Source organism: Moorena sp. SIO1F2, assembly GCF_010672755.1.
In the GTDB taxonomy this organism is placed as follows: domain Bacteria; phylum Cyanobacteriota; class Cyanobacteriia; order Cyanobacteriales; family Coleofasciculaceae; genus Moorena.
Window position 1 is genome coordinate 1 of the sequence record NZ_JAAHFV010000025.1, and the last position, 20,258, is coordinate 20,258.

The 20,258-nt window shown below is 44.4% G+C and carries 17 protein-coding genes and 1 pseudogene; 8 read left to right on the top strand and 10 right to left on the bottom strand.

Annotated elements, in window-relative coordinates:
- The 6 genes from F6J94_RS05495 to F6J94_RS05520 all read left to right on the top strand — a co-directional run.
- Positions 1-303, top strand: a 303-nt coding sequence (locus tag F6J94_RS05495; RefSeq protein ID WP_367142167.1) for a glycosyltransferase, incomplete at its 5' end; no start/stop codon positions are given.
- 282 nt (positions 304-585) lie between these two features.
- Positions 586-1,752: a class I SAM-dependent methyltransferase gene (locus tag F6J94_RS05500; RefSeq protein WP_293037813.1), complete on the top strand. Its 1,167-nt coding sequence runs from the start codon at positions 586-588 to the stop codon at positions 1,750-1,752.
- Between the two features lie 105 nt (positions 1,753-1,857).
- Entirely contained in the window at positions 1,858-2,550 is a 693-nt protein-coding gene (gene surE, locus F6J94_RS05505) for a 5'/3'-nucleotidase SurE (RefSeq protein ID WP_293037816.1), read from the top strand.
- Between the two features lie 426 nt (positions 2,551-2,976).
- Positions 2,977-4,893, top strand: coding sequence for a vanadium-dependent haloperoxidase (locus F6J94_RS05510; protein WP_293037820.1), 1,917 nt, complete (start codon positions 2,977-2,979; stop codon positions 4,891-4,893).
- A 232-nt stretch (positions 4,894-5,125) separates the two neighbouring features.
- On the top strand, positions 5,126-5,290 hold the full coding sequence (locus F6J94_RS05515; protein ID WP_293037823.1) for a hypothetical protein: 165 nt from the start codon (positions 5,126-5,128) through the stop codon (positions 5,288-5,290).
- A 74-nt stretch (positions 5,291-5,364) separates the two neighbouring features.
- Positions 5,365-6,423 carry a GDSL-type esterase/lipase family protein gene (locus F6J94_RS05520; RefSeq protein ID WP_293037826.1) on the top strand — a complete coding sequence of 353 codons (1,059 nt, stop codon included), beginning with the start codon at positions 5,365-5,367 and terminating at the stop codon, positions 6,421-6,423.
- Here F6J94_RS05520 and F6J94_RS05525 read toward each other — a convergent pair.
- The 6 genes from F6J94_RS05525 to F6J94_RS05550 all read right to left on the bottom strand — a co-directional run bounded on the left by F6J94_RS05525 (position 6,415) and on the right by F6J94_RS05550 (position 11,051).
- Entirely contained in the window at positions 6,415-6,621 is a 207-nt protein-coding gene (locus F6J94_RS05525; RefSeq protein ID WP_293037829.1) for a hypothetical protein, read from the bottom strand. The two genes, F6J94_RS05520 and F6J94_RS05525, sit on opposite strands and share 9 nt — an antisense overlap.
- A gap of 308 nt (positions 6,622-6,929) precedes the next feature.
- A complete protein-coding gene (locus tag F6J94_RS05530; protein ID WP_293037832.1) occupies positions 6,930-7,964 on the bottom strand; it encodes a polyprenyl synthetase family protein in 1,035 nt (344 codons plus the stop codon).
- The gene (locus F6J94_RS05535; protein ID WP_293037834.1) at positions 7,961-8,683 is read right to left on the bottom strand and encodes a trans-aconitate 2-methyltransferase; all 723 of its coding nucleotides are present in this window, start codon (positions 8,681-8,683) and stop codon (positions 7,961-7,963) included. Before F6J94_RS05535 ends, F6J94_RS05530 begins: the two co-directional genes overlap by 4 nt.
- Positions 8,684-8,734: 51 nt before the next feature.
- Positions 8,735-8,992, bottom strand: a complete 258-nt coding sequence (locus F6J94_RS05540) for a hypothetical protein (RefSeq protein WP_293037837.1) — start codon at positions 8,990-8,992, stop codon at positions 8,735-8,737.
- A 269-nt stretch (positions 8,993-9,261) separates the two neighbouring features.
- Positions 9,262-10,287: a Gfo/Idh/MocA family oxidoreductase gene (locus F6J94_RS05545; protein WP_293037840.1), complete on the bottom strand. Its 1,026-nt coding sequence runs from the start codon at positions 10,285-10,287 to the stop codon at positions 9,262-9,264.
- Positions 10,288-10,469: 182 nt separating this feature from the next.
- Positions 10,470-11,051, bottom strand: coding sequence for a DUF1997 domain-containing protein (locus F6J94_RS05550; RefSeq protein WP_293037889.1), 582 nt, complete (start codon positions 11,049-11,051; stop codon positions 10,470-10,472).
- A gap of 195 nt (positions 11,052-11,246) precedes the next feature.
- On the opposite strand from F6J94_RS05550, the pseudogene F6J94_RS34155 reads away from it, so the two are divergent.
- Positions 11,247-11,318 (top strand): annotated as a pseudogene (locus tag F6J94_RS34155) (calcium-binding protein); the annotation flags it as partial.
- A 6-nt stretch (positions 11,319-11,324) separates the two neighbouring features.
- A complete protein-coding gene (locus F6J94_RS05555) occupies positions 11,325-11,573 on the top strand; it encodes a hypothetical protein (protein ID WP_293037844.1) in 249 nt (82 codons plus the stop codon).
- Between the two features lie 166 nt (positions 11,574-11,739).
- Here the strand turns inward: F6J94_RS05555 and dnaE are convergent, their stop codons facing one another.
- The 4 genes from dnaE to infC form a co-directional block, all read right to left on the bottom strand.
- Positions 11,740-15,579, bottom strand: coding sequence for a DNA polymerase III subunit alpha (gene dnaE, locus F6J94_RS05560; protein WP_293037849.1), 3,840 nt, complete (start codon positions 15,577-15,579; stop codon positions 11,740-11,742).
- A gap of 108 nt (positions 15,580-15,687) precedes the next feature.
- Positions 15,688-16,179, bottom strand: coding sequence for a Crp/Fnr family transcriptional regulator (locus F6J94_RS05565; RefSeq protein ID WP_293023467.1), 492 nt, complete (start codon positions 16,177-16,179; stop codon positions 15,688-15,690).
- A gap of 249 nt (positions 16,180-16,428) precedes the next feature.
- Positions 16,429-19,422 (bottom strand): MFS transporter, encoded by a 2,994-nt coding sequence (locus F6J94_RS05570; RefSeq protein WP_293037852.1) that lies wholly within the window; start codon positions 19,420-19,422, stop codon positions 16,429-16,431.
- Positions 19,423-19,622: 200 nt separating this feature from the next.
- Entirely contained in the window at positions 19,623-20,153 is a 531-nt protein-coding gene (infC, locus tag F6J94_RS05575) for a translation initiation factor IF-3 (RefSeq protein WP_075901071.1), read from the bottom strand.
- Between the last annotated feature and the right edge of the window lie 105 nt (positions 20,154-20,258).

Here is a 20,258-nt window from a genome sequence, read left to right on the forward strand (position 1 = left end):
TTTGATCCCAGTGATCCAGCAGATATTGCTAGAGGAATCAGGGAAATACTTTGTGATCAACACCTGTGGCAAAGGTTACAGAAACGTTGTCAGCAGTATGTTTTGGAATATTACACCTGGGATAGCACCGCTTTAAACTACTTGAGCCGAATCAAACAAATTCTTTCTCAACCATCAGCAAATCCTGCTGCTGAATTACTTCCGCTCCATTCCTATTTCCGTGTTCCACAGCCAGAAAATGATATTTCTTTGGAAGAATTGAGCTACTGGTATTTTGTTGAAGATTATAGCAATCCTATCTGATTCGTCAAATCTAGTAGCCGAATAGTGGCGAAATATATCGCTATAACCCTTGCCCAGCAATGATTTACGATTTGACAGATTTTACAAATAATTGAGGATTGCTATAGCTGTCGCGCTTTCTTTTGATACATTTTTTTGTGGTTACGATTTTTTATGATACAATGCTTTAGGAACGAATTTGAAATTCCTTACAAGCCTGATCCAGAGAGACTTAGCAGTTGATTGAAGTGACAGAGTTGAGTCGATAGACGTTTGAAGTTCTAGTAGAAACCTACATTGGTTATGAAAGTAACTCCAGAGCAGATTAAGACTGTATACGACCAAAGCAATGCTGTTCAACATTACTTATCTAAAAGTCGCCGTGACGGTGTAAAAGTTGATTGGGAGGAGCCGTTCTCTCGTTCAGTGTTTAAGCAAGCAATCGCCCCAGTGAGCAAAAATAAGGGGGAGAAACTACGGGTTGTTGATATTGGTGCAGGCACAGGTGATGGATATGTTTTGCTGTCAACGCTATTGTTAAAAGACCCAGAACTAAGTGGTAGCTATGAGCTAGAGTACTTGGGAGTTGATATTAGTACCCAAATGGTGGAAACTGCCATAAATTTATATGGTAACCACAGTAACGTTGGGTTTGAATGTGCGGATATTCGGACTAGCAAGCTCGCTCGGCCCTTCGATTTATATCTTTCTTGCGGCGTTCCCTACTCTCATCTGACTCACAAGGAGCTTGACCAAGCCTTAAAGATGATTGTGACCAATGTTTGCGAGAATCGCTCCCGTTGTGCTGTGATTGTGGATGTTTTGGGGCGCTACAGTATCGAGTGGACACCCCAATGGCAGAACAGCCGTTGGAATTACTCCATGAGCTTTTTCCAGAGCGAAGGGGATAAAGACCCTACATGGATGAGTTTTTACTCCCATCAACACTTGCAAGAAATTATGCAGCAGGCAGCGAATGCCGTAGGCTGTCCTGTTGAGAAGTTTGAGTTTTTCGATCGCTCGATTATGGTTGGTCGCCATACCTCAACAAGGCAGTTTAACCCAGGGTTGCCCAACTATCGCGACCTAGTCAATAGTTTGCTCTCACCCTCACAACAGACAGACTTAAGCCAACTGATCTTCCAAGTGGAGTTAGGAGCGGCACCAGAGCACATCTTAGATTTCTTCAGGAAATTCTCTAGTTGGTGGAACCGTTTGGTGAGTGACGCCACAGAGCTATTGGGTGAGCCTTTGGCGATCGCGACCGTTGAGTTGCCCCCTGAAGTTCAAGGATTTAAGGCAGCCGCCCAGAAAGAATTGCAACAGATTTCTGACAAACACCTGTACCGACAGAAGCTAGAGTTTATGCTAGCTCAAGTGTTGCGGAAATTGGAGGCAACTCAGCAACCAGGCTATGGTGTGGGTCATGACCTATTTGGGGTGATGTGGTTAGACGCAACCAGACTCTAGCTTTTGTAGCTTCTTGATACTTTAAGTGGTTAGTAGGTCAGTAGAGATGGTATTTGCTCTGACTGATCTGCTATCCTCATTTTGTTTATCGGTGGAGCTGGGATTATGGCTTTTTTAGTAACCAATGATGATGGGATTGATGCTCCCGGCATTCACGCATTGCACAAAGCATTATTCCAAGTAACAAGCGATCGCATAGCGGTAGTTGCGCCTAAACACCACCAGTCCGGCTGTGGCCATCAGGTCAATATTCGCACAGTGATTCCAGTGGAATGGCGATCGCAGACTGAGGTGAGTGTAGACAGTACGCCCGCTGATTGTGTGCGTTTGGGGGTCAACTATCTCTACGACGATATCGAGTTTGTTGTCTCTGGGATTAATGGGGGCTGCAATCTGGGCTCAGACATTTATCCCTCAGGAACCATAGCGGCGGCTAGAGAGGCGACAATACACGGCCTTCGGGCGATTGCCTTTTCTCATTTTAAGAGAACTGACTGGGAACTTGACTGGGAAAGAGCAACACCATGGACGGTGCAGGTATTGCAAAAGTTATTAGACCAACCGTCTGAGCCTGGCACCTTCTGGAGCGTCAACTTTCCCCACCTAGAACCAGACGCACCCGAGCCAGAGATAGTCTTTTGTTCCCTCTGTACCCGTCCTCTACTGACAGAATTTGTAAAGCAAGAGGACGGATATCTTTATGTGGGAGATGACATCAACCGCAAATCTGATTCAGGAACAGACGTTGATGTGTGTTTGTCAGGAAATATTGCGATCGCTCAGGTTAGTTTATGGTAAATTTTGTCAAATAAGCCCATTATAACATTTATCCTAAGGTTAGGGAAAACCCATTCAATATACTACTTCAAAGCCTTTTACTGCCTATATTCTGCGTAAGCATATGCCCTACTTCACAGGCTAGAAGCCTGTGCCACGCACGCTACTTGAGGTGCAGTCACCCCTCAGCCGTTGGCCTTGGGCTTTTCTCTAGACTTTCAATTCTCTAAAATCTCGAAGTATAAAATTCTCTCGCAAGAGATTTATTTTCAGCCCTTAGCTGTCAGCTATCATGCTGTCAGCTAAGGGCTGAATGCTTACAAACCAACCCATTTTTTTTGGTGAAAAAAGTACCCTTGTGGGTACTGTCAGAGTCATAAATTACTTTGTACATTTGATATAGACATGTTCAAAACATATCAAAATTCTTTTTCCTAAGGAGTTCCCATGGCAAATCGTTCAGAGAAGTCCTTTGAGGTTCGCCTTGACGCTGCAAAACTAGCCAGAAGTCGAGACTATCCTACCCATAAAGCCAATGGGGATGAACAGCGACATGCTGATGATCAGTATTTTATGTCCTTTACCAAAGGGCTACCTCACAACCCTGATACAGGGCTACTACAAGACCCACAGGATTTTGTCGAGTTTCGCCGTGCAATAGACGATGGCTTTATTGATCCCTTCACTGATCCGGTACGTCATGGTGCCAAATTTGAGGTAGTATTTACAGGTCAAGACTACACTATTAAGGGTGAGACTAACCCTGATCTGCTTGAGCAATTTAGACAATGGGAAGCACCAACTGCAGGGGTTGTCTTTGAGCTAAACGGACCAGATCCACAAGCAGTTACCATGCCTCCGGCACCACCGTTAATGGATGCTAACGGTAAGGCTAACCCAGAGCTAATTTTTGAGATAGCAGAAGTCTACGAATTAGCCATACTGCGGGATCAGCCCCTCAATGACTTTGAGAAAAGAGGAGCGAATAGCAAAATCGAGAGTTCAATCAATCGTCTCAATGCCCTTGACTATATTCGCAACCAAACTGGACGACCTCGGAAGGTGAATTCCAAAGGCAGGCTTGATGAGCAAACCGTATTCCGAGGCTCTTCTCCAGGAGTGGAAGTCGGTCCCTATCTCTCTCAGTTTCTACTGATAGGTAATGTTGATCTCAATGGTGGTGGCAACGTTGCAGAAGGGAAAATTACCTATGGTGCTTTGCAAATTGATCAAAAGGTTCCCATTGCAACACCTAACCTAGATTACATGACCAACATGGAAGACTATGTCTTGGTTCAGCGTGGGATTAAGCAAGACAGAGAAAGCTATGTTTTAGAGAATGATCAAAACCCTAAGCTACCAGATCGTCCAGCTCGTCGGTTTATCTCCACTCCCCGAGATTTAGCTACTTATGTTCATTACGATGCTCTCTATGAAGCGTATCTCAACGCTTGCATCATTCTCCTGGGGATGCAAACACCCTTCGATCCTGGTTTTGATCATCTTTCTGGGGGTGGTGTGGCAGCAGGTAATCCAGCAACCCGTCGCAATGCCGCTGGTTTTGCCCTCTACGGCGGTCCACACATCTTAACGTTAGTTACTGAAGTAGCCACACGAGCACTCAAAGCTGTCCGCTTCCAGAAGTTCAATAACCATATTCGCCTGCGACCAGAGGCATTGGCAGCCCGGATTGAACTATTACGGCGATTTCAAGAGCTACCTAATGAAGCTAAAGCTAGTGTACCCAGAGCATTAATCAAGTACATTAGAAGGTTTGAACGTGAACTAGAAGGCAACGGTACTCTCAAGTCGATTTTGGAACTAGCCAATCAAAATGGCTCTGGCTCACCGAATTATCTACTACCAATGGCATTTCCTGAAGGGTCTCCCATGCACCCTGCCTATGGTGCAGGACATGCCACTGTTGCTGGAGCATGTGTGACCATGCTTAAGGCATTCTTTGATACCAGTGCAGTTTTAGTAGAAACACCAGTCAAAAACTCAAAACCGGGACAACCAAGGACACAGATCAGATTTAAACGCTATAGCCCCAAAGATCAGGGAATTGTGTTCCGTGCCCCTGATCTGTCTGGCTACACGAAAGGTGAGGCGACACTTGTTTCAGAGCGTACGAGGGATTTTTTGACTCTGGAGGGTGAGTTGAACAAGCTGGCTGCCAATATTTCCATTGGTCGCAATATGGCTGGCGTTCACTACTTTACTGACTACTATGATAGTTTGCGCATGGGTGAAGAAATTGCCATCGGTATGTTAGAAGAACAAGCATTGACCTATTCCACTGATCCCTTTGTGCTGTCTCTGCCAACCTTCGATGGAGACGTGATTCGGATCGGTGCCCGTTAAGCTATCCCTTCCTTAATGAATGATGGGGATTTCTTTGAATACCCATCATTAAGGAGATGGGGAGATGGGGAGATGGGGACCCACCCCTAACCCCTCCCAGGAGGGGAATGGGGAGATGGGGAGATTTGATTAAGGGTAATTATGTTGGCGTTGCTGAATAATGGAATGATTTTAAGAGTAGGTGCGCGCCTCCAAGGCCGCGAGCAATCCCTCGCGGCCTTGGGTCGCACCTGTGGAATGGGCATCTTGCGTGGAACTGGCATCTTGCGTAGAACTGGCATCTTGCGTAGAACTGGCATCTTGCCAGTTTCCTCCTTATTTCCGGGCGGGCAGGATGCCCACTCTACTCATATTCATTCAAACATTCAGCAACGCCATTATCCTGACACAATATTAGAAACGCTTTAAATTTGTCCGGATTTCCTCCATTGCTTGATGTGAAAAGAGTATAGAGAGGAAAGTGGGCAAATTATGAGCAATTTATATCTGTTAACAACAAGTCTATTGACTGGAGGAGCAATGTCTGCTCCACCACCACCACCCCTACCTGCCAATCCCTCAGATAGCCTCTCAAGCCTGTTAGTTTCAACAGCTAATAAAGCATTGCAGGCTGGGGTTAGTCATAAGATTGTCCCTACTGTAGAAACCACTGTAGAAAACTCCTCTCCTCAATTTAGTAGTCAATGGCAGAAACGTAGCCCTGCTAAAGTATTAAAGTATCAGCAAATAAAGTATCAGCAACGTTTACCCAACTATCGACCTGCTACTCCTTCACCAAAATCGGGAACGGAACTATATTACCAACGATTAGCTGCCCTCAGAGCTGGCAAACTTTATACTCGCTTACCTGCTCATAGTTTCTCATCGTTTTGGGCAAAGGGATTAAATCACAAAGGAGTCCCTCTCACAAAACCTACCTATCAGCAATGGAAACAACTCTTGGCACAGGAAGCCAGAGCTGTTACCTACGGACAGGGTAACAATCGTCTGTCTATGGTAGTGGGAGATTCCCTAAGTTTGTGGTTACCCGCACAGGGATTACCTAACTATCAACTTTGGCTCAATCAAGGTATTTCTGGTGAGAATACCAGTCAAATTTTGAGTCGATTATCGGCATTTTCCCAGACTCGTCCTGATACAATTTATGTGATGGCAGGTATCAATGATTTGCGTCAGGGGAAAACCGATCAAGTTATTCTCAACAACCTGGGCCAGATTACTCGTCAATTGCGGCAAAATCACCCACAAGCTCAACTAATTATCCAGTCGATTTTACCGACACGAGCTACTGCTATTTCTAATCAGCGCATTCGTAATCTTAATCAACAAATTGCTAAGATTGCTCAACAAGAAGGAGCAGCCTATCTCAATCTTCACAAGTTGTTTACTGATAGTAAAGGTCAGATGCAGCACAACTTGACAACCGATGGCATACACTTAACGCCTCTTGGCTATCAGGTTTGGCAAGAGGCGCTACAGTATACAGAATCGTTGATTGCTGCAAATCGAGCTAAGGCTTTATCACTGTGAACGGGATTGTCGGGAAACTAGTTTTTCAAAATTAGCTTGGGTTTGCTGCAATAGTTGCTCTCTACTATCTGCTGCTTTAGTGAGGTTAGGAACTAATTTGCGGGCGTGGAGTGCCATGTGAAACTGAAGCTCCGCGACATAATCGCTAATGCCTTCACAAGCATGATCATTGTGGGGTTGAGTAGAATGCAAATCCAAAGTGTCCTCCTTGTCTAACTTAACCATTAGGTAGTTCGAGAGCGGGAAAGCTGCGTGTCCAATCAGCCCATAGGAACCGCGACTCGATGTATCTTACAGAACATATCATGGTATGCCAAGGGCATATCTGATTTTGTAATGAAGTTTAAAATATTTGTTACGATTTATATAGTTTAGGTAATTTATACAACGTCGTTGTCGATTTTGTGGTACCACTATCTTGAAGCAGACTGGTCGGTGGTATCGCCGACAGAATAAATTTGCTAAGCTCTCGGAGCAAATTGAGGCAACATTAACGACTTGCTTACTTATCCCACACAATGCTTATCCAATACCAACATTTCGATGTTCTTCTTGAGCTGCGACAGGAACTTGTTCGAGGTTATTCTAACTAGAATTGAGGCGATCGTGTCTCGATGCACTGTCTTGTCTTTAGTGTAGAGCATCGTCTTACATCGCTTGTGTTCTTGCTTGAGGTAAGCTATACAGTCAGCATAGACACCCTTGTTGACCAGTATGCCTAGAATTTTGCGATAGCCATTCTCATCAATGGGTTTATGCCTCAATTCTTCGAGTTGGTCTCGCTCTTGCTCGTTGGCTCTTTGGGTCATCAGATACACTGCCAATGTGAGTTTTCCATTTATGAAGTCGGAAAATTGATCCTGATACGGTTTCTCCAGCTTCGAGAGACGCTGGACGGGCAGTGCAAAATCACCGAAATCATTGGCTGCCTGGGTGGCTGCCCCATAGATAGCACCCATCTCATAGAGCAATTCGTCAGGCTCCCCCGCAACGATCGATCCTGCGAAGAAACAGCTTCCGTAGAACACACCGGAGAGCAATCTACACCGCTGCTGATAAGCTTTTAGGAACTGATCATAGTCTGGATAGTCACTCATCTTAGAAACCTGTAGATCGTGAATGTCCATCCTCTGACCAAGATAGACTCGGTGATTGATGTTACTGAGGACTGGTAACAGCGAGGTCATGCCATGCTCTTCTAAGATCTGTTGAGCAACTTCTCTGAGTTGAAAGCCAGCTATGACCAGCTTGCGCTTACTTTCGACGCTGTCATACCCATGCTTCTCATCAAGGAACCAGTTGATCACATAAGTCGAGCAGTTGAGGATCTCAAAACTTGCACAGACAGGCAAAATCTCTTTCCAGTCCTGACCTCCGTTAATCTCATAGCCTGTTCGGATCTGAAGATCGCGCAGTCGAGGGTGACCATGCCGCTTCATGGGAAGCTGCTTCACTTCCGGGCTCAACTTCTTAGTATATTGCTCAATCAGGACATCAGTTGCCTGGGATGTCTCTTCCATAAGATTGAAATACTGATTCATTCAGAACCCTTTTTCTGATAGATGTGGTATTTGTTATGGTGATCAGAAATCGATCCGAGCCCTACCGCCACCAGCATTTCTTCGACGCGATCGAGATCAAGTAATCGCATTCGCACCCTCTGGTGTCCAACAAGACCTCCGTTCCTATGACACCTGTAGTCAAGGATAAGATATTGCTCCCCCTCAATCCCATCTTTGCTCACGGTTCTCTCGAATGTGACTTCCCCATCTAACTCCTCACGTTTGCCATGATTGGCATTCGACGAAATGATAATCAAGCGCCCTTCGTCACGTAAGTGTGCCGCAACCCGTTCAAAGCTCTGCTGAATAGCATCAAGATCCAGGATGTGGCTGGCAAGCAAGATGGTATTGCCATCATTGACAAAAGCCCAAGCCCCACCACGAGAATAGGCAAGGTCGAACATCTTGTCGAGGTGCAGATCAACGACATCTTGGCAGTGGAGATCTACTTGAGTGCCTAAGCATTGCTGAGCTTGTTCAAGTAGAGACGCGCTGGTATCCACCCCGGTGATCTGGAGTTCAGGTCGCAACTGAATAATTTGCTCTACAAGCAAACCAGTCCCAATTCCCACATCCAAGATGTCTTGCTGGTCGCCGAAAAGATCGATCAGCTCGGTCGCAATTGCTTTGTAATCTCGATTCCTTTGCACAAAGGCATTATAGAAATCGGACATACCTTGATATAAGTCGGTAGGCATTATTGAAATAAGTATTTCACGCTTTGTGAACAATACCGTTAATTAAATCCCTTAAACTTCCAACCCTGAAGGGCAGGGCTGTTTCATTTTCAATTTTTTGGTTCGCTGAACCTCCCGAGTTGCAGCAGTTTCGCGCCTGTTTTTATAAAATTCAGCCCAATAGCAGAAAAAAACGGCGGTTTGCTTACCAGATGAGGCTTTGACAGCCTGATCCATGAATTCTAGGGTCGAGAATGAAACAGCCCTGCTTTTACCTTGGGTAAGGGCAAGAATCAATAAATAGGCATAATTATGAACAATATTGATCAAAAAATGCAATAGTGCTGAGCAATCTTGGCTTAATATGGTGACAACCCATAGACTCTATCACATTTTGGCTCAATTTTTCTGGCGCTTACCCTGCACCGTTAACCGATGCACTACCGGATAAGCAATGTCCCTCAAAGGTTGCTGAGAATTGCAATATCATATAAAACCCTCTTGATTATTGCTAGCTTGCCTATTGCCTTCAAAGCATAAGCAATGTCGTTCAAAGGTTGCTGAGAACTGCTACAAGACTTTTATCTAAATTAATGCGATTAACCTTTGGTCACGCTACGCGATGAAGCTAAGCTTCCGCTAAGAGCGATCGCATTACCTGTAGCTGCCGATTCACGTAATGCATCTGCGACCTTGAGAGTATAACAACTATCTACAGTCGAGACATACAGGGGTGTTCCTTTAACTAGATGGTCAATTACCATAGCGGTATCTTTAAGAAACAAACCCCGTCGCCCTGCTACTTCAATTGGTTTGCTTTCCTCTGCCTTAATCAGATTTCCTTGGTCTCCCTCAAACAGCAGTGTGCCTTGGTCTCCATGGACTTCAAAATTCCGTAACCTCTGCCAGAACATTTCCCCTTTACCATAAGTAATATCTGCGATTAGACCACTAGTAAAGCGCAGTTGGGCATTACATAGACAGGCCGTAAAGTACTGATCACCAGCATCCCAAAACTGGGATTGACAATACACAGAAGCGACTTCACCAAACAAGTCTGTAAAGCGGTGAATGCGAGAAAGAGCACCAATGAAGGGAAAGCCAAATAGTTCCAGATTGTATGTCCAGCTGCGGGGTGCAGGGTGTTTGGGCGCAATAGTTACGTAACGGGCATAAACCGGTTGACCAATTTTGGGCAAGGATTGGCGCAAGGCTTGATGCAAGCCCCCTAGGAGCTCAATATGTTCTACATGGAGGAGCTTACCCTTAGCGTTGGCAAGGGTAATCAGGGATTCGGCATCTTTGGGGTCAAGGGAAAGGGGATATTCAGTGACAACATGTTTCCCAGCATTAAGGGCAGCACGGGCAATTTTGCCATGATCCCGATTAATCGTGCTAATAAATACTAGATCAAGCTCCGGGTGTTCTACCAATTGCTGCCAGGAATCCACCACTGTCGTGCCGTGGGTTTCAGCAAACTCTTGGGTTTTGGCAGGGGTATGACCACAGACCGCCAGTAAATGCGATCGCGAATCTGCTTGCAATGTCTGCGCTCGGAGCTTAGCCGCAAACCCAGTACCAACAATACCAGCTTTAATTGGGAGATCAGTAATACTCTTTGTCACAAGGAATTATGAAGGATGAAGGGTTAAGGGTTATTTTGAACATACTCCCTTAAGGAAAGGCAATAGGCAATAGGCAATAGGCAAAAATTACCGAGAAACTCCCCATCTCCCCATCTCCCCATCTCCCCATCTCCCCATCTCCCCATCTCCCCATCTCCCCATCTCCCACACCGATTGCTAGATCAAGTCGCGGGAGCTCCTGGTGGTTGGTGCTGAGTATAAATATTGGTTTGGGTGCCATTGCGAGCCCATTGACGATAATCCAATAACAGCTGGTGCATCAATGTTTGCTTAATCCTGACCAAAACGCTTTTGAGCAAACCATTGCCAGTGGTTTCTAAGATTGGCTTGGGAGTAAGGGAAAAAGGTAAGGGCACATCAACCTTGACAGTTAAATCCGCTCTACCGGTGAGCTTAGTCACTCCCTGATCTTCCCAAGGATGCAGTTTTCCGGTTAATTCTAGGGCAAAGCGTTGATTGATGTAGTCCAATCCTATAATTTCACAACCGACAGACCTCAGATGAACAGTAGCGTCAGATTCTGCCCACACTTCTAGATCTACCGTGGGCTGAAATGTCAAGGACATAAAGTGTAATGGATTCATTTTCAGGCGAAAACGCTTCTGAGTCAGTTGTTGGATGCGATTCAGGTCTGCGATCGCATAAACTATCCGTTCCGGCTGACGCAAGTAGTGCTGAATCGGCACAGATTCCTGTGGCACAGTCATTTCCACACACTGGGAAGCAAAAAACTGGGTGGTCATAGAGGAAAAAACACTCAATCGATGTATGGCTTTACTTAATATTAGTTTACAATTCTTCAGTTTTGGTATTATACTTTTCATTTTACCGGAGTATGCTACCCCAGAGAATACTTTTTTTTGTTTTCTAGAGATTTTTCTATCGATTTTTAATCGTCTTTTTCTGCTTCCACGATTCCCTCAACGGTTACTGATACTCTGACCGGTGGGGATAGTAACGATACTATTAACGGTGGGGATGGTAATGATCTAATTGATGGCAAAAATGGCAATGATTTGCTTAACGGCAACGCAGGTAATGATGCGATCGCTGGTGAGCGTGGAGATGATAGACTAATTGGTGGTAGTGGCGATGATAGCCTTTACGGAGAATTAGCTATTACTATCAACCCTAAAAATGATATGATCGCCATTGCATTTTCGTCTTCCTCGACAACAGAAGGTAATAATTATCTAGATGGCGGAGATGGTGATGATATTCTTGGTGGTGGCGGTAACGATGTGATTTTCAGTATTAATAGTTAGTAGTTATCTAAGCATTCAGCTATCAGCCATCAGCTTTCTGTAATAGAGATTAAACGAATGCTTACCTATGTAGACTGTTCCCGTTTGCCTAGGGTGCGCCGTTCGCGTAGCGTGCGCCAATGCGCAATGCGCATAAGCTGAATGCTTACACAAAACTACATAAACATTAACTAACTTTCTCAACTAACCCTAAAGGCAACTCCCCTAACTGTTTCAACTCCAATCCTCCCTCAAATATCTGATCAATTGCCAACATTTGACCATCAATCGTCATAAATTTATGATCGTTTGTGGCTCGAATCACTGAGCCATCTTCGAGAATATATTCAAACACCTCTTGCTCTCCCCGGTTATGCCACTGAGCAATAGGTTGGGTATAAACATAGCCATTACTATCAACGCTATAAACAGTACATAGGATACCTTTTTCGACAATCTCACCAATCGCCATCGGCCCATACTCTACTGTTATAATTTCGGTATCATAGCTGAGACAATATTCAGCAAATTTAATCATTTGGTCAAATAACTCTTCAGCTATGTCTTGAGTCACGCCATTTTTGGTTGAACCATCAATAAAAATTTCCCGATGCTTCTGCATCTCAGCCACTTTCTTCTTACCCATACAATTGTGAGCAATAAAGTCATTGGCAATAAAGTTATGAGTTTCAGCAATACTTAAATCAAAAACCTCCTCTTGGCCAAGATACTTCAGTTCAACAATCTCATCCCATAAAATATCTGAGTCAGCAATGCCTTGGTGACGTGCTAAACTCCGAGTCGCAACTGTTTGCGTTAATTCTTGTCCACTGTTCCCTGTTACCCTTTCCCTGTTACCAACTTCTGAAAGAAGTCTAATGATATTATCAGTTAGCTTACCTTTACTATTCGATAGTTCACGAGTATAGCTAATTGGTAATGTTTTCGCTAAACCGATCGGGCTTCCTATGGTAAACTCCTTCAGAGGCTTCCATCCTAGAGTGGTGTAGAAAAGATGATCATCCGTTGCGCGAATGTGGCGGTTAGTTTTGGTAGTAATCTCCCAAACATCACGAATCCCATTAGGATGAATTTCGATAATTGGTCGTTGGGTAATTTTTTTGGTCTTTAAATCCAGGGAAAAAACCTTTCGTCCCAACCAGTAACTAGATTTAGAAGCAATCTCCCTCAGGGAAACTAAACGACCGGTTGCTGGATCCACGATCTCAGTTGATCCACTCAAACACCGCCTCAGTAAATCCGCTTGACCTAGAGAATAACCGGCCAAATCCTGGGCCATCCGCATGATGCTTTCCTGAAAGCAGTTATGAACTACTACGCCATGAGCCAGAAAGTATGGGGAAGATTGTTCCTCCATTTGTAGATCAAAACACTCCTGTTGCCCACTCTCTTCAACAGCAGTAACATAAACTATCCGAACATCCCAAGTCTTGTAATGTGACTCTTTCGGTCTGGCTAGCGTTGCCTGTAGAGTTCCGTAGGGTGCGTTAGGGACGGGGTCGCCCTGATTTTCCGCCTCGTAGCCAGCTTTGGAACAGCCCGTCCCGTAACGCACCACCGGGTCTAAACTCTTGCTAGCTCCAGGGAATTTTTCATAAACTTGAGAAGCCAAACCATTAGCATTCTTGACGACTGGGTTTACTGGTTTCAGCTCATAGGCAAATTTGTCTCCATCTGGTGTTAAAAAGCGATGGTTTTTACTGGAATAGATAACTGTACCACTAGATAACGTAATTTTCAGGATGTCTTTGATACCACTGCGCCATTGTTTGGCTACCCTTGCTGGCCAAACTTGTTTACCATCAGAGGTTAATACTAGGTCGCCAGATTTAATTTCCTCAATGGGCACATAAGACCCATCGGGCTGATCAATTAACGTACCTTTCGGTAAACATAGAATTCCATAAGTCTCCCTTAAAATAGGCTCTAATAGAGGATGTTGATACTCTACTTTTTCTCGACCATGTTTACGATTAATAAACTGAGGAATCAGACCAGCATCCAGAGGACCAGGGCGATAAAGAGCTAGAATTGAAGAAATATCTTCAATACTGTCAGGTTTCAGGTCTCGCACCACCTGACGCATTCCCGAAGATTCTAATTGGAATACTCCTTCTAACTGGCCTTTTTCTAGAAGGTCGTAAGTTTTTTGAACATATGGGGGTTTTTTCTTCTGTTCACCTTTGGCTAAAATTTTCCTAGATTTAATTTCTTCTAGGGGAATCTCATCTAAATCGAGTTCAATATTTTTAGTCTTTTTAACTAACTCTTTGGTTTTCTGAATAGTCGTTAGGTTCTTCAGTCCCAAAAAATCCATTTTCAGGAGTCCCAGAGCTTCCAGGTCTTCCATAAAATACTGGGTGATCACTGCACCATCATTATTCAGCTGTAATGGCACAATTTCATCTAAAGGGTCTGCTGAAATAACCACACCAGCAGCATGGACACCAGAGGTTTTATTTGTCCCTTCAATCCGAATCGCCATATCCACCCAGCGACGAACTTCCGGATCTTGATCGTAAGCCTCTTTAAACTCTGGTGTTGGTGTCTGATCAGAAATCATCACTGAGAGTTTGGCTGGCTTACCTCGCGCCACTGGAATCATCTTAGCCATACGATTAGAGTCTTGGTAAGCAATTCCTAACACTCTCGCTACATCTTTTAATACCGCTTTAGAGGTCATGCGGTTAAATGTAATAATCTGGGCTACTCGGTCTTCACCATAAAGATGAGTGACATATTTAATCACCTCATCCCGTCTTTCAATGCAGAAATCTGTGTCAATATCTGGCATTGATTTCCGCTCTGGATTGAGAAAGCGCTCGAACAGTAGCCCATGATGTACGGGGTCAATGTTGGTAATTTCTAAGGCATAAGCCACTAGAGAACCTGCTGCTGAACCACGACCCGGACCAACGGGAATATCATTGTCTCTGGCATATTTGATGTAGTCCCAAACCACTAAAAAGTAGGTAGAGAATCCCATCTGCTGGAGCATTTTTAACTCATACTCCAGCCGTGCTTTATACACTGGATCAATTTCACTACGAGAGCGACACTTTAGCCGCTTCATCAGTCCGTTCCAGGTAATTTCTTCTAAATAGGTGTCAGGGGTATAATCCTTGGATACCTTGTAGTGTGGGATGCGAGGTTCCCCCATAATATTGTAGTGCTTGACTTTATCTGCCACTTCTAAGGTATTTGCGATCGCATCCTCTATCACCTGCGACGGTAAATGATCTCGAAACAGCCGTTTCATTTCCTCTGCTGACTTGAGATACTCCGTGCCACTATAGCGCATCCGTTTCTCTTCCGTAACCAGTTTAGCGGTTTGAATACACAGCAAAGCGTCATGAGCTTCTACGTCATAGCAGGAGATAAAGTGGGAGTCATTAGTCGCAATAATTTTAATTCCTAACTCATTAGCGATTTTGACAATAGCAACATTAACCACTCGGTCTTCTACAGAGCCGTGGTCTTGAATCTCTAAATAGTAATCATCCCCAAAAACCTCTTGGTACCACTTAGCTACTTTACGGGCTTCATCTAAGTCACCTTTTAGGATAGCTTGGGGAACTTCACCCCCCAAACAAGCACTGGTAACAATTAACCCTTCGTGATATTGCTCCAGTAATTCTTTATTGATACAGGGACGAGCAAAAATTCCTTTTCCTTGCATCCCTTTTAGGTTAGAAATAGTTGTTATTTTTACTAAGTTTTTGTAGCCTTGGGTATCTTTAGCTAAGACTACTTGATGATATTTTCGGTAACGCTTCTTGACCTCAATATCCCCATTAATCACATACATCTCGTTACCGATTATCGGCTTAATGCCCTTTTTTAGGCAAACTTTAATCAGTTCAATAGCACCATACATCACACCATGATCTGTCAGTGCGATCGCAGGCATTCCCAACTCAACAGCTCGATCCACCAGTGCTGGTAGCTGAGATGCTCCATCTAGTAGGCTATAATCACTGTGAATGTGTAGACCAACAAAAGACATAGTTACTGTTAATTATAAACCGATGTTGCTGATTAAGTTAATGATTAACGGACCTACGAGCCACGTCTAGTACCCAAAAAAACTAGTATCAAAAAACTAGGACTTATCTTAAGCACGGAAATCAGTTAAACGACTTCCGACCCTTCTCAAATCCGATGGTGCTTTTTTAACCTGATCAGCATTCAAATTTCTGTTAAGTTCGCGAATACGGCGGGACAGCATACGAATAATCTTAATTGCAAATTCTGGTGTCTCATCAATGGCATCATAGAGTTGTAGCTGTGTCAACATCAAACAATGGCAAGGTTCGATGGTGGTCACAGAAGCGGAACGAGGTTCTGCATCAAACAAGGACATCTCCCCAAAGCAGGCTCCTTGCTTGAACTGTGCCAAATTCCGCTCACCAATGTGAACTCTTACCAAACCTGAGACTACAATATAAAGTTCCCTACCCTCTTCCCCTTGAGCAAAGATGGTATGGTTAGAAGGAAAGTCTAGCTCGTCCATCACAGAGGCTAGTCGCATCAGAAAATCGTCCCGCAATTCGTGAAAAATTGGGACACCCCTGATAAAAATTAAACGATCAATGCTAGATAACATTGGTTAGCGGTTAGGTTAGCGGTTGGCTGCTAGGGATTAGCCGTTGTGTAGTAAAATACAAGTTTAACCCATACCGCTAATTGTTGATAGTTAATGGTTAACTAGACCTAGACGTGGAATTAAGATTCAACCACTGTACTGTGGTAATTTCAGACATTATTTCACCCCTAGGTCTACTGTCCACTGCCATCAGAGATTAGAGATGATGCCAGCAAAGTGTACAAACAATAGGCAACTATACTGATCAAACTATCCGATAATCTCTTGTGCTTGAGCAGCTACCAAGGGATCTGGGTCATTCCTAAGCACTGGCAACAACTCTGCACAAGCACGAGGTGACATCTCTTTGAGATAAGCCACAACCGCTTCCCGCACAAAACCGGTAGGATGACGTAGGCAACTCATAGCCGCTGCTGGTGCTAGGGAACAGTGTGCTGCTCTGGCCACATGAAAACAACAGGCTAGGGGCCAATCTGACAAGAAATGTCGTAACTCGATTAACCGACGTAAGCGATCGCTTACACTCATGGGTTGATAAGGCACTAAATCCACTAGGGCAGCTAATTTTTCTTTCAGAGAACGCCGGTCTAAAATTGACAAAAATGCTTTCTTATTAGGAATATCTAGGGTATTATCCAAAATTTCTAACCCTAGGGCAATGTTTGACCGAGAATGGGATGCTAGATTAAACTCAGCTGCTTTGATGGCACTTGATGGATAAAGAAACTTCATGAGTAAGAAACACACCTCTACAAGATCTTGTTGAAGATCATTAAGCCCCTGCCGCAGCAAATCTGCCTCCAGTCCAGCTATTTTCTTTGAGGTCAAATCCAGCAGTGCGCCATAAATTTGACCCAAAAACATCAATTCTTGCTCAATTAAGGCTTCTACGACCCTACGCCCTAACTCGTTCATCACCGCTTCAATCCCAACTTCCCCTGGAATCTTCAGCAGGATCGTGAGAATATTACGACGGGTTGTCCCCCAACTACTCATCAACTGTTGTACCAAATGCTTCATAGCTTCAGGAGTACCCTTCTGAGTTATAGCCTGGAGTCTGCCAATCTCACCGAGAGCCATCCAAGCTTGCCGCCTGACTGGGTCTGGCTTGTGAATATCTTCAGACAAAACCCTCAATAAAGGAATGGCTTCATCCCCTTGCTTGACCAACGCCATACGAGCAGCATTGCGGGTAGAGGTGTAGTAGAGTGCCTTGACTAAAGACGGATAGTACTTTTCAAATCTTTTAGCAGCAATCACCTCTAAACAAGCACAGCGTACCTTTAATGACTTATCCCTTAACAGGTCATCAATATAAACCACCAAGGATTCCAAGTAATCCATCTCTGCCAACGCTCGGGTACCCATCAACCGTTCTTGCTCTTTTTTTGAGGTGAGCATCCGCCGCAGGGTTTTGACGGCTTCAAATTTCTCTTTTGGTGTACCCCGACCCATAATTAATGCAGCTGCTGTAGCTCTTACAGTTGGGTCAACAGCCGGTTGTAGATAAGGCTTAATTGTCCGAATATTCAGGTCTTCCTGAGCCAGCCAAAGATAGCGCAATGCTAAGGCCAGGACTTCTACTGGTGGTCTTTGATCAATCAACCCAGACACATCTTTTAGACAATCTGGGTTGGGATAGGGCAACATCACCTCTAAACTCTGGCGCTGCAAATCTGTAGACATTTCTCCCAGCAAGGGAGAAAGAACCTTACTCGCTTTTTCCGGAGCCATTTGATACAACAGTTGAATGTAAGCAGAGCGGTTCTTCGGCTCAGTTTTCAGTCGCTTTACCGCTTCCTCAAAGACGGTCTTAGTATCCAGCAAATTGGTATTGGCAGAACCCAAACGTCCTTGCTCAGCATTGATCAGCAGCAATGAACCATAATTAGCCCGCATCAACCAGGTACTCAGCAGCCATAATAGGGCAAAAATCACTACCATTAGAATAAACACCCAATGCCGCAATGGCTCAAAATTGGGGAAAGCCCAATCCAGCAGCCCAATGGTAGCTAAAATCCCAAGACCAGTAATGCCAGTAGTCATGGGTTTGGCAATCCCTTGTACAGTAGTCTGCACCACAGAGCGTAACCCTGATGGTAAGGCTTGGAAGAGTACCGGTTGAACACTAGCAATTAAAGTAAAGCGCAATAGTTCATCAACGAATCGGAGTAAGACTACACTAATAAATAGCCCTGTTATCCAGCTAGGCAACAACCCAATATTAAAATTTAGCCAACTTGCCATGTTAGCTAGGGTAACTAAGCCAATCACAGATAAAGAACCAGGTAATACCATAGCGCTTAGGAACAGACCAAAGCGATCAATCACCCGACTAGAGATAAACCATTGGGTCACCAGTTCAAAAAGTCCCAAAGTGCCACTGAATATACCCAGAAAACCAGCAATGGCTGAACTATCCAGTTTGTCCTCCAATTGACCCATATACTGAAATTCAATTAGGAGGTACAGGGCTTCCCCTAAGATAAAAAAGGCAAATAAAGGGATGACATACCGTCTGAGGGATTGACTCGGCTGACGCACAGCAAAGTCTGGCTCCATTTCTTCCCACTGTCGTGCTGGGGAGTTAGGAAAGGCTTGCTGGTAGTGCTGACATAGATAAACCAAGATCAGTGCTCCGAGGAGCATCATGCCAGACCCAAAAGCCACCACATTGTTGAGTCCCACTAACAGCAATAATAGAGGTAATGAGAAGCCAGAGAGGACATCAGCTACCAAAAGTCCACTGGAGATGAGGGGATAAGTACGCTTAATTTCCCGAATGTTGAATAATTGATTAGCCGCTACCTGGGAATTAAGGTCATTGAGGATGTACACCGCATCCATCCACAATCGCAATAGAAAGATAGTGACTACAGTAATATAGCCATACTCAATCTCCAAGCCTAGGCGGAACACTAACAAGGGTAAGGCAGCTAGGATTGCGATCGCTACCAAGACTGACCTCAGGGGTAAAATGCTCTGCAACCAGGAGTATAATACTCCCAACCCAGAGCAGATCACGGAACTAGCAATATAAATCACCGGTAACCACTTCGCGCCATATTTCTCTAGAAACAAGGCAATGGCACTGTACTCTAACCAAAGCAGTCCAATGGAAGTGGTGGTATGGAAGGCGAACATCAACAATGTCCGCTCGCCTTCTTCTGGGCGAAGATTCACCCACTCTAGGATTGTTCTAACCCAGTCACCCTTCAGGCGAGTCGGAGATGGCAATTTCATATAGTCCTTCGTCCTTCGTCACTAGTCCTAAGTCACTAGTCCTTGGTATTTTAAGCTGCTTGCTCCGTGCATACGTATTCAGACATGAATTCCAGGCACCTGCACATGTGGCTACCAATGACTAATGACCAATGACTAATGACCAATCACTAATGACCAATCACTAATGACCAATCACTGATGACCAATCACTATAACCACTATTTTTTGGGGGAGAGCAACATCATCATGTTGCGACCTTCCCGCTTAGGGGCTTGCTGGACTTCTGCCAATTCCTGTAAATCATTAGCCATGCGCTCGAGTAGTGCCATAGCTAAATTACTGTGTTGGATTTCTCGACCTCGGAAGGTAATGGTAGCTTTGACCTTATCGCCAGATTTCAGGAAGCGCTCCGCTTGATTGACCCGCACATTGTAGTCATGGTCTTCTATTTTGTAGCGCATCTTCACTTCTTTGACATCAGCCGTGTGCTGCTTCTTCTTGGCTTCACGGGCTTTCTTCTCTTGTTCAAATTTGTACTTGCCATAGTCCATGATGCGACAAACTGGCGGATCTGCCTTGTCACTAACCAGGACAAGATCTAACTCCTTTTCCTCAGCAATCCGCAGGGCATCTTGAGGTGTGATTATACCCAGCTGTGCCCCATCGGTATCAATGGCTCTAATCTTGGGAAACCTAATTCTTTCGTTAATTTGGGGTAGATCGCGTTGGCGTCTTCTATTATCACTCACAGGCGTTTGTTTATTTTCTTAAGTGGATTAATCAAAAAATAGACTTACTACATACACTTGCCATTTTACTAATTCCTTTCTTGTTTCTGTTCAAATTATTAACAT

Bases quoted from the DNA above. Each gene is read 5' to 3' on its own strand.
- F6J94_RS05500 (WP_293037813.1), top strand. From the start codon at position 586: ATGAAAGTAACTCCAGAGCAGATTAAGACTGTATACGACCAAAGCAAT.
- surE (WP_293037816.1), top strand. From the start codon at position 1,858: ATGGCTTTTTTAGTAACCAATGATGATGGGATTGATGCTCCCGGCATT.
- F6J94_RS05510 (WP_293037820.1), top strand. From the start codon at position 2,977: ATGGCAAATCGTTCAGAGAAGTCCTTTGAGGTTCGCCTTGACGCTGCA.
- F6J94_RS05520 (WP_293037826.1), top strand. From the start codon at position 5,365: ATGAGCAATTTATATCTGTTAACAACAAGTCTATTGACTGGAGGAGCA.
- F6J94_RS05530 (WP_293037832.1), bottom strand. From the start codon at position 7,964: ATGAATCAGTATTTCAATCTTATGGAAGAGACATCCCAGGCAACTGAT.
- F6J94_RS05535 (WP_293037834.1), bottom strand. From the start codon at position 8,683: ATGCCTACCGACTTATATCAAGGTATGTCCGATTTCTATAATGCCTTT.
- F6J94_RS05550 (WP_293037889.1), bottom strand. From the start codon at position 11,051: ATGACCACCCAGTTTTTTGCTTCCCAGTGTGTGGAAATGACTGTGCCA.
- dnaE (WP_293037849.1), bottom strand. From the start codon at position 15,579: ATGTCTTTTGTTGGTCTACACATTCACAGTGATTATAGCCTACTAGAT.
- F6J94_RS05565 (WP_293023467.1), bottom strand. From the start codon at position 16,179: ATGTTATCTAGCATTGATCGTTTAATTTTTATCAGGGGTGTCCCAATT.
- F6J94_RS05570 (WP_293037852.1), bottom strand. From the start codon at position 19,422: ATGAAATTGCCATCTCCGACTCGCCTGAAGGGTGACTGGGTTAGAACA.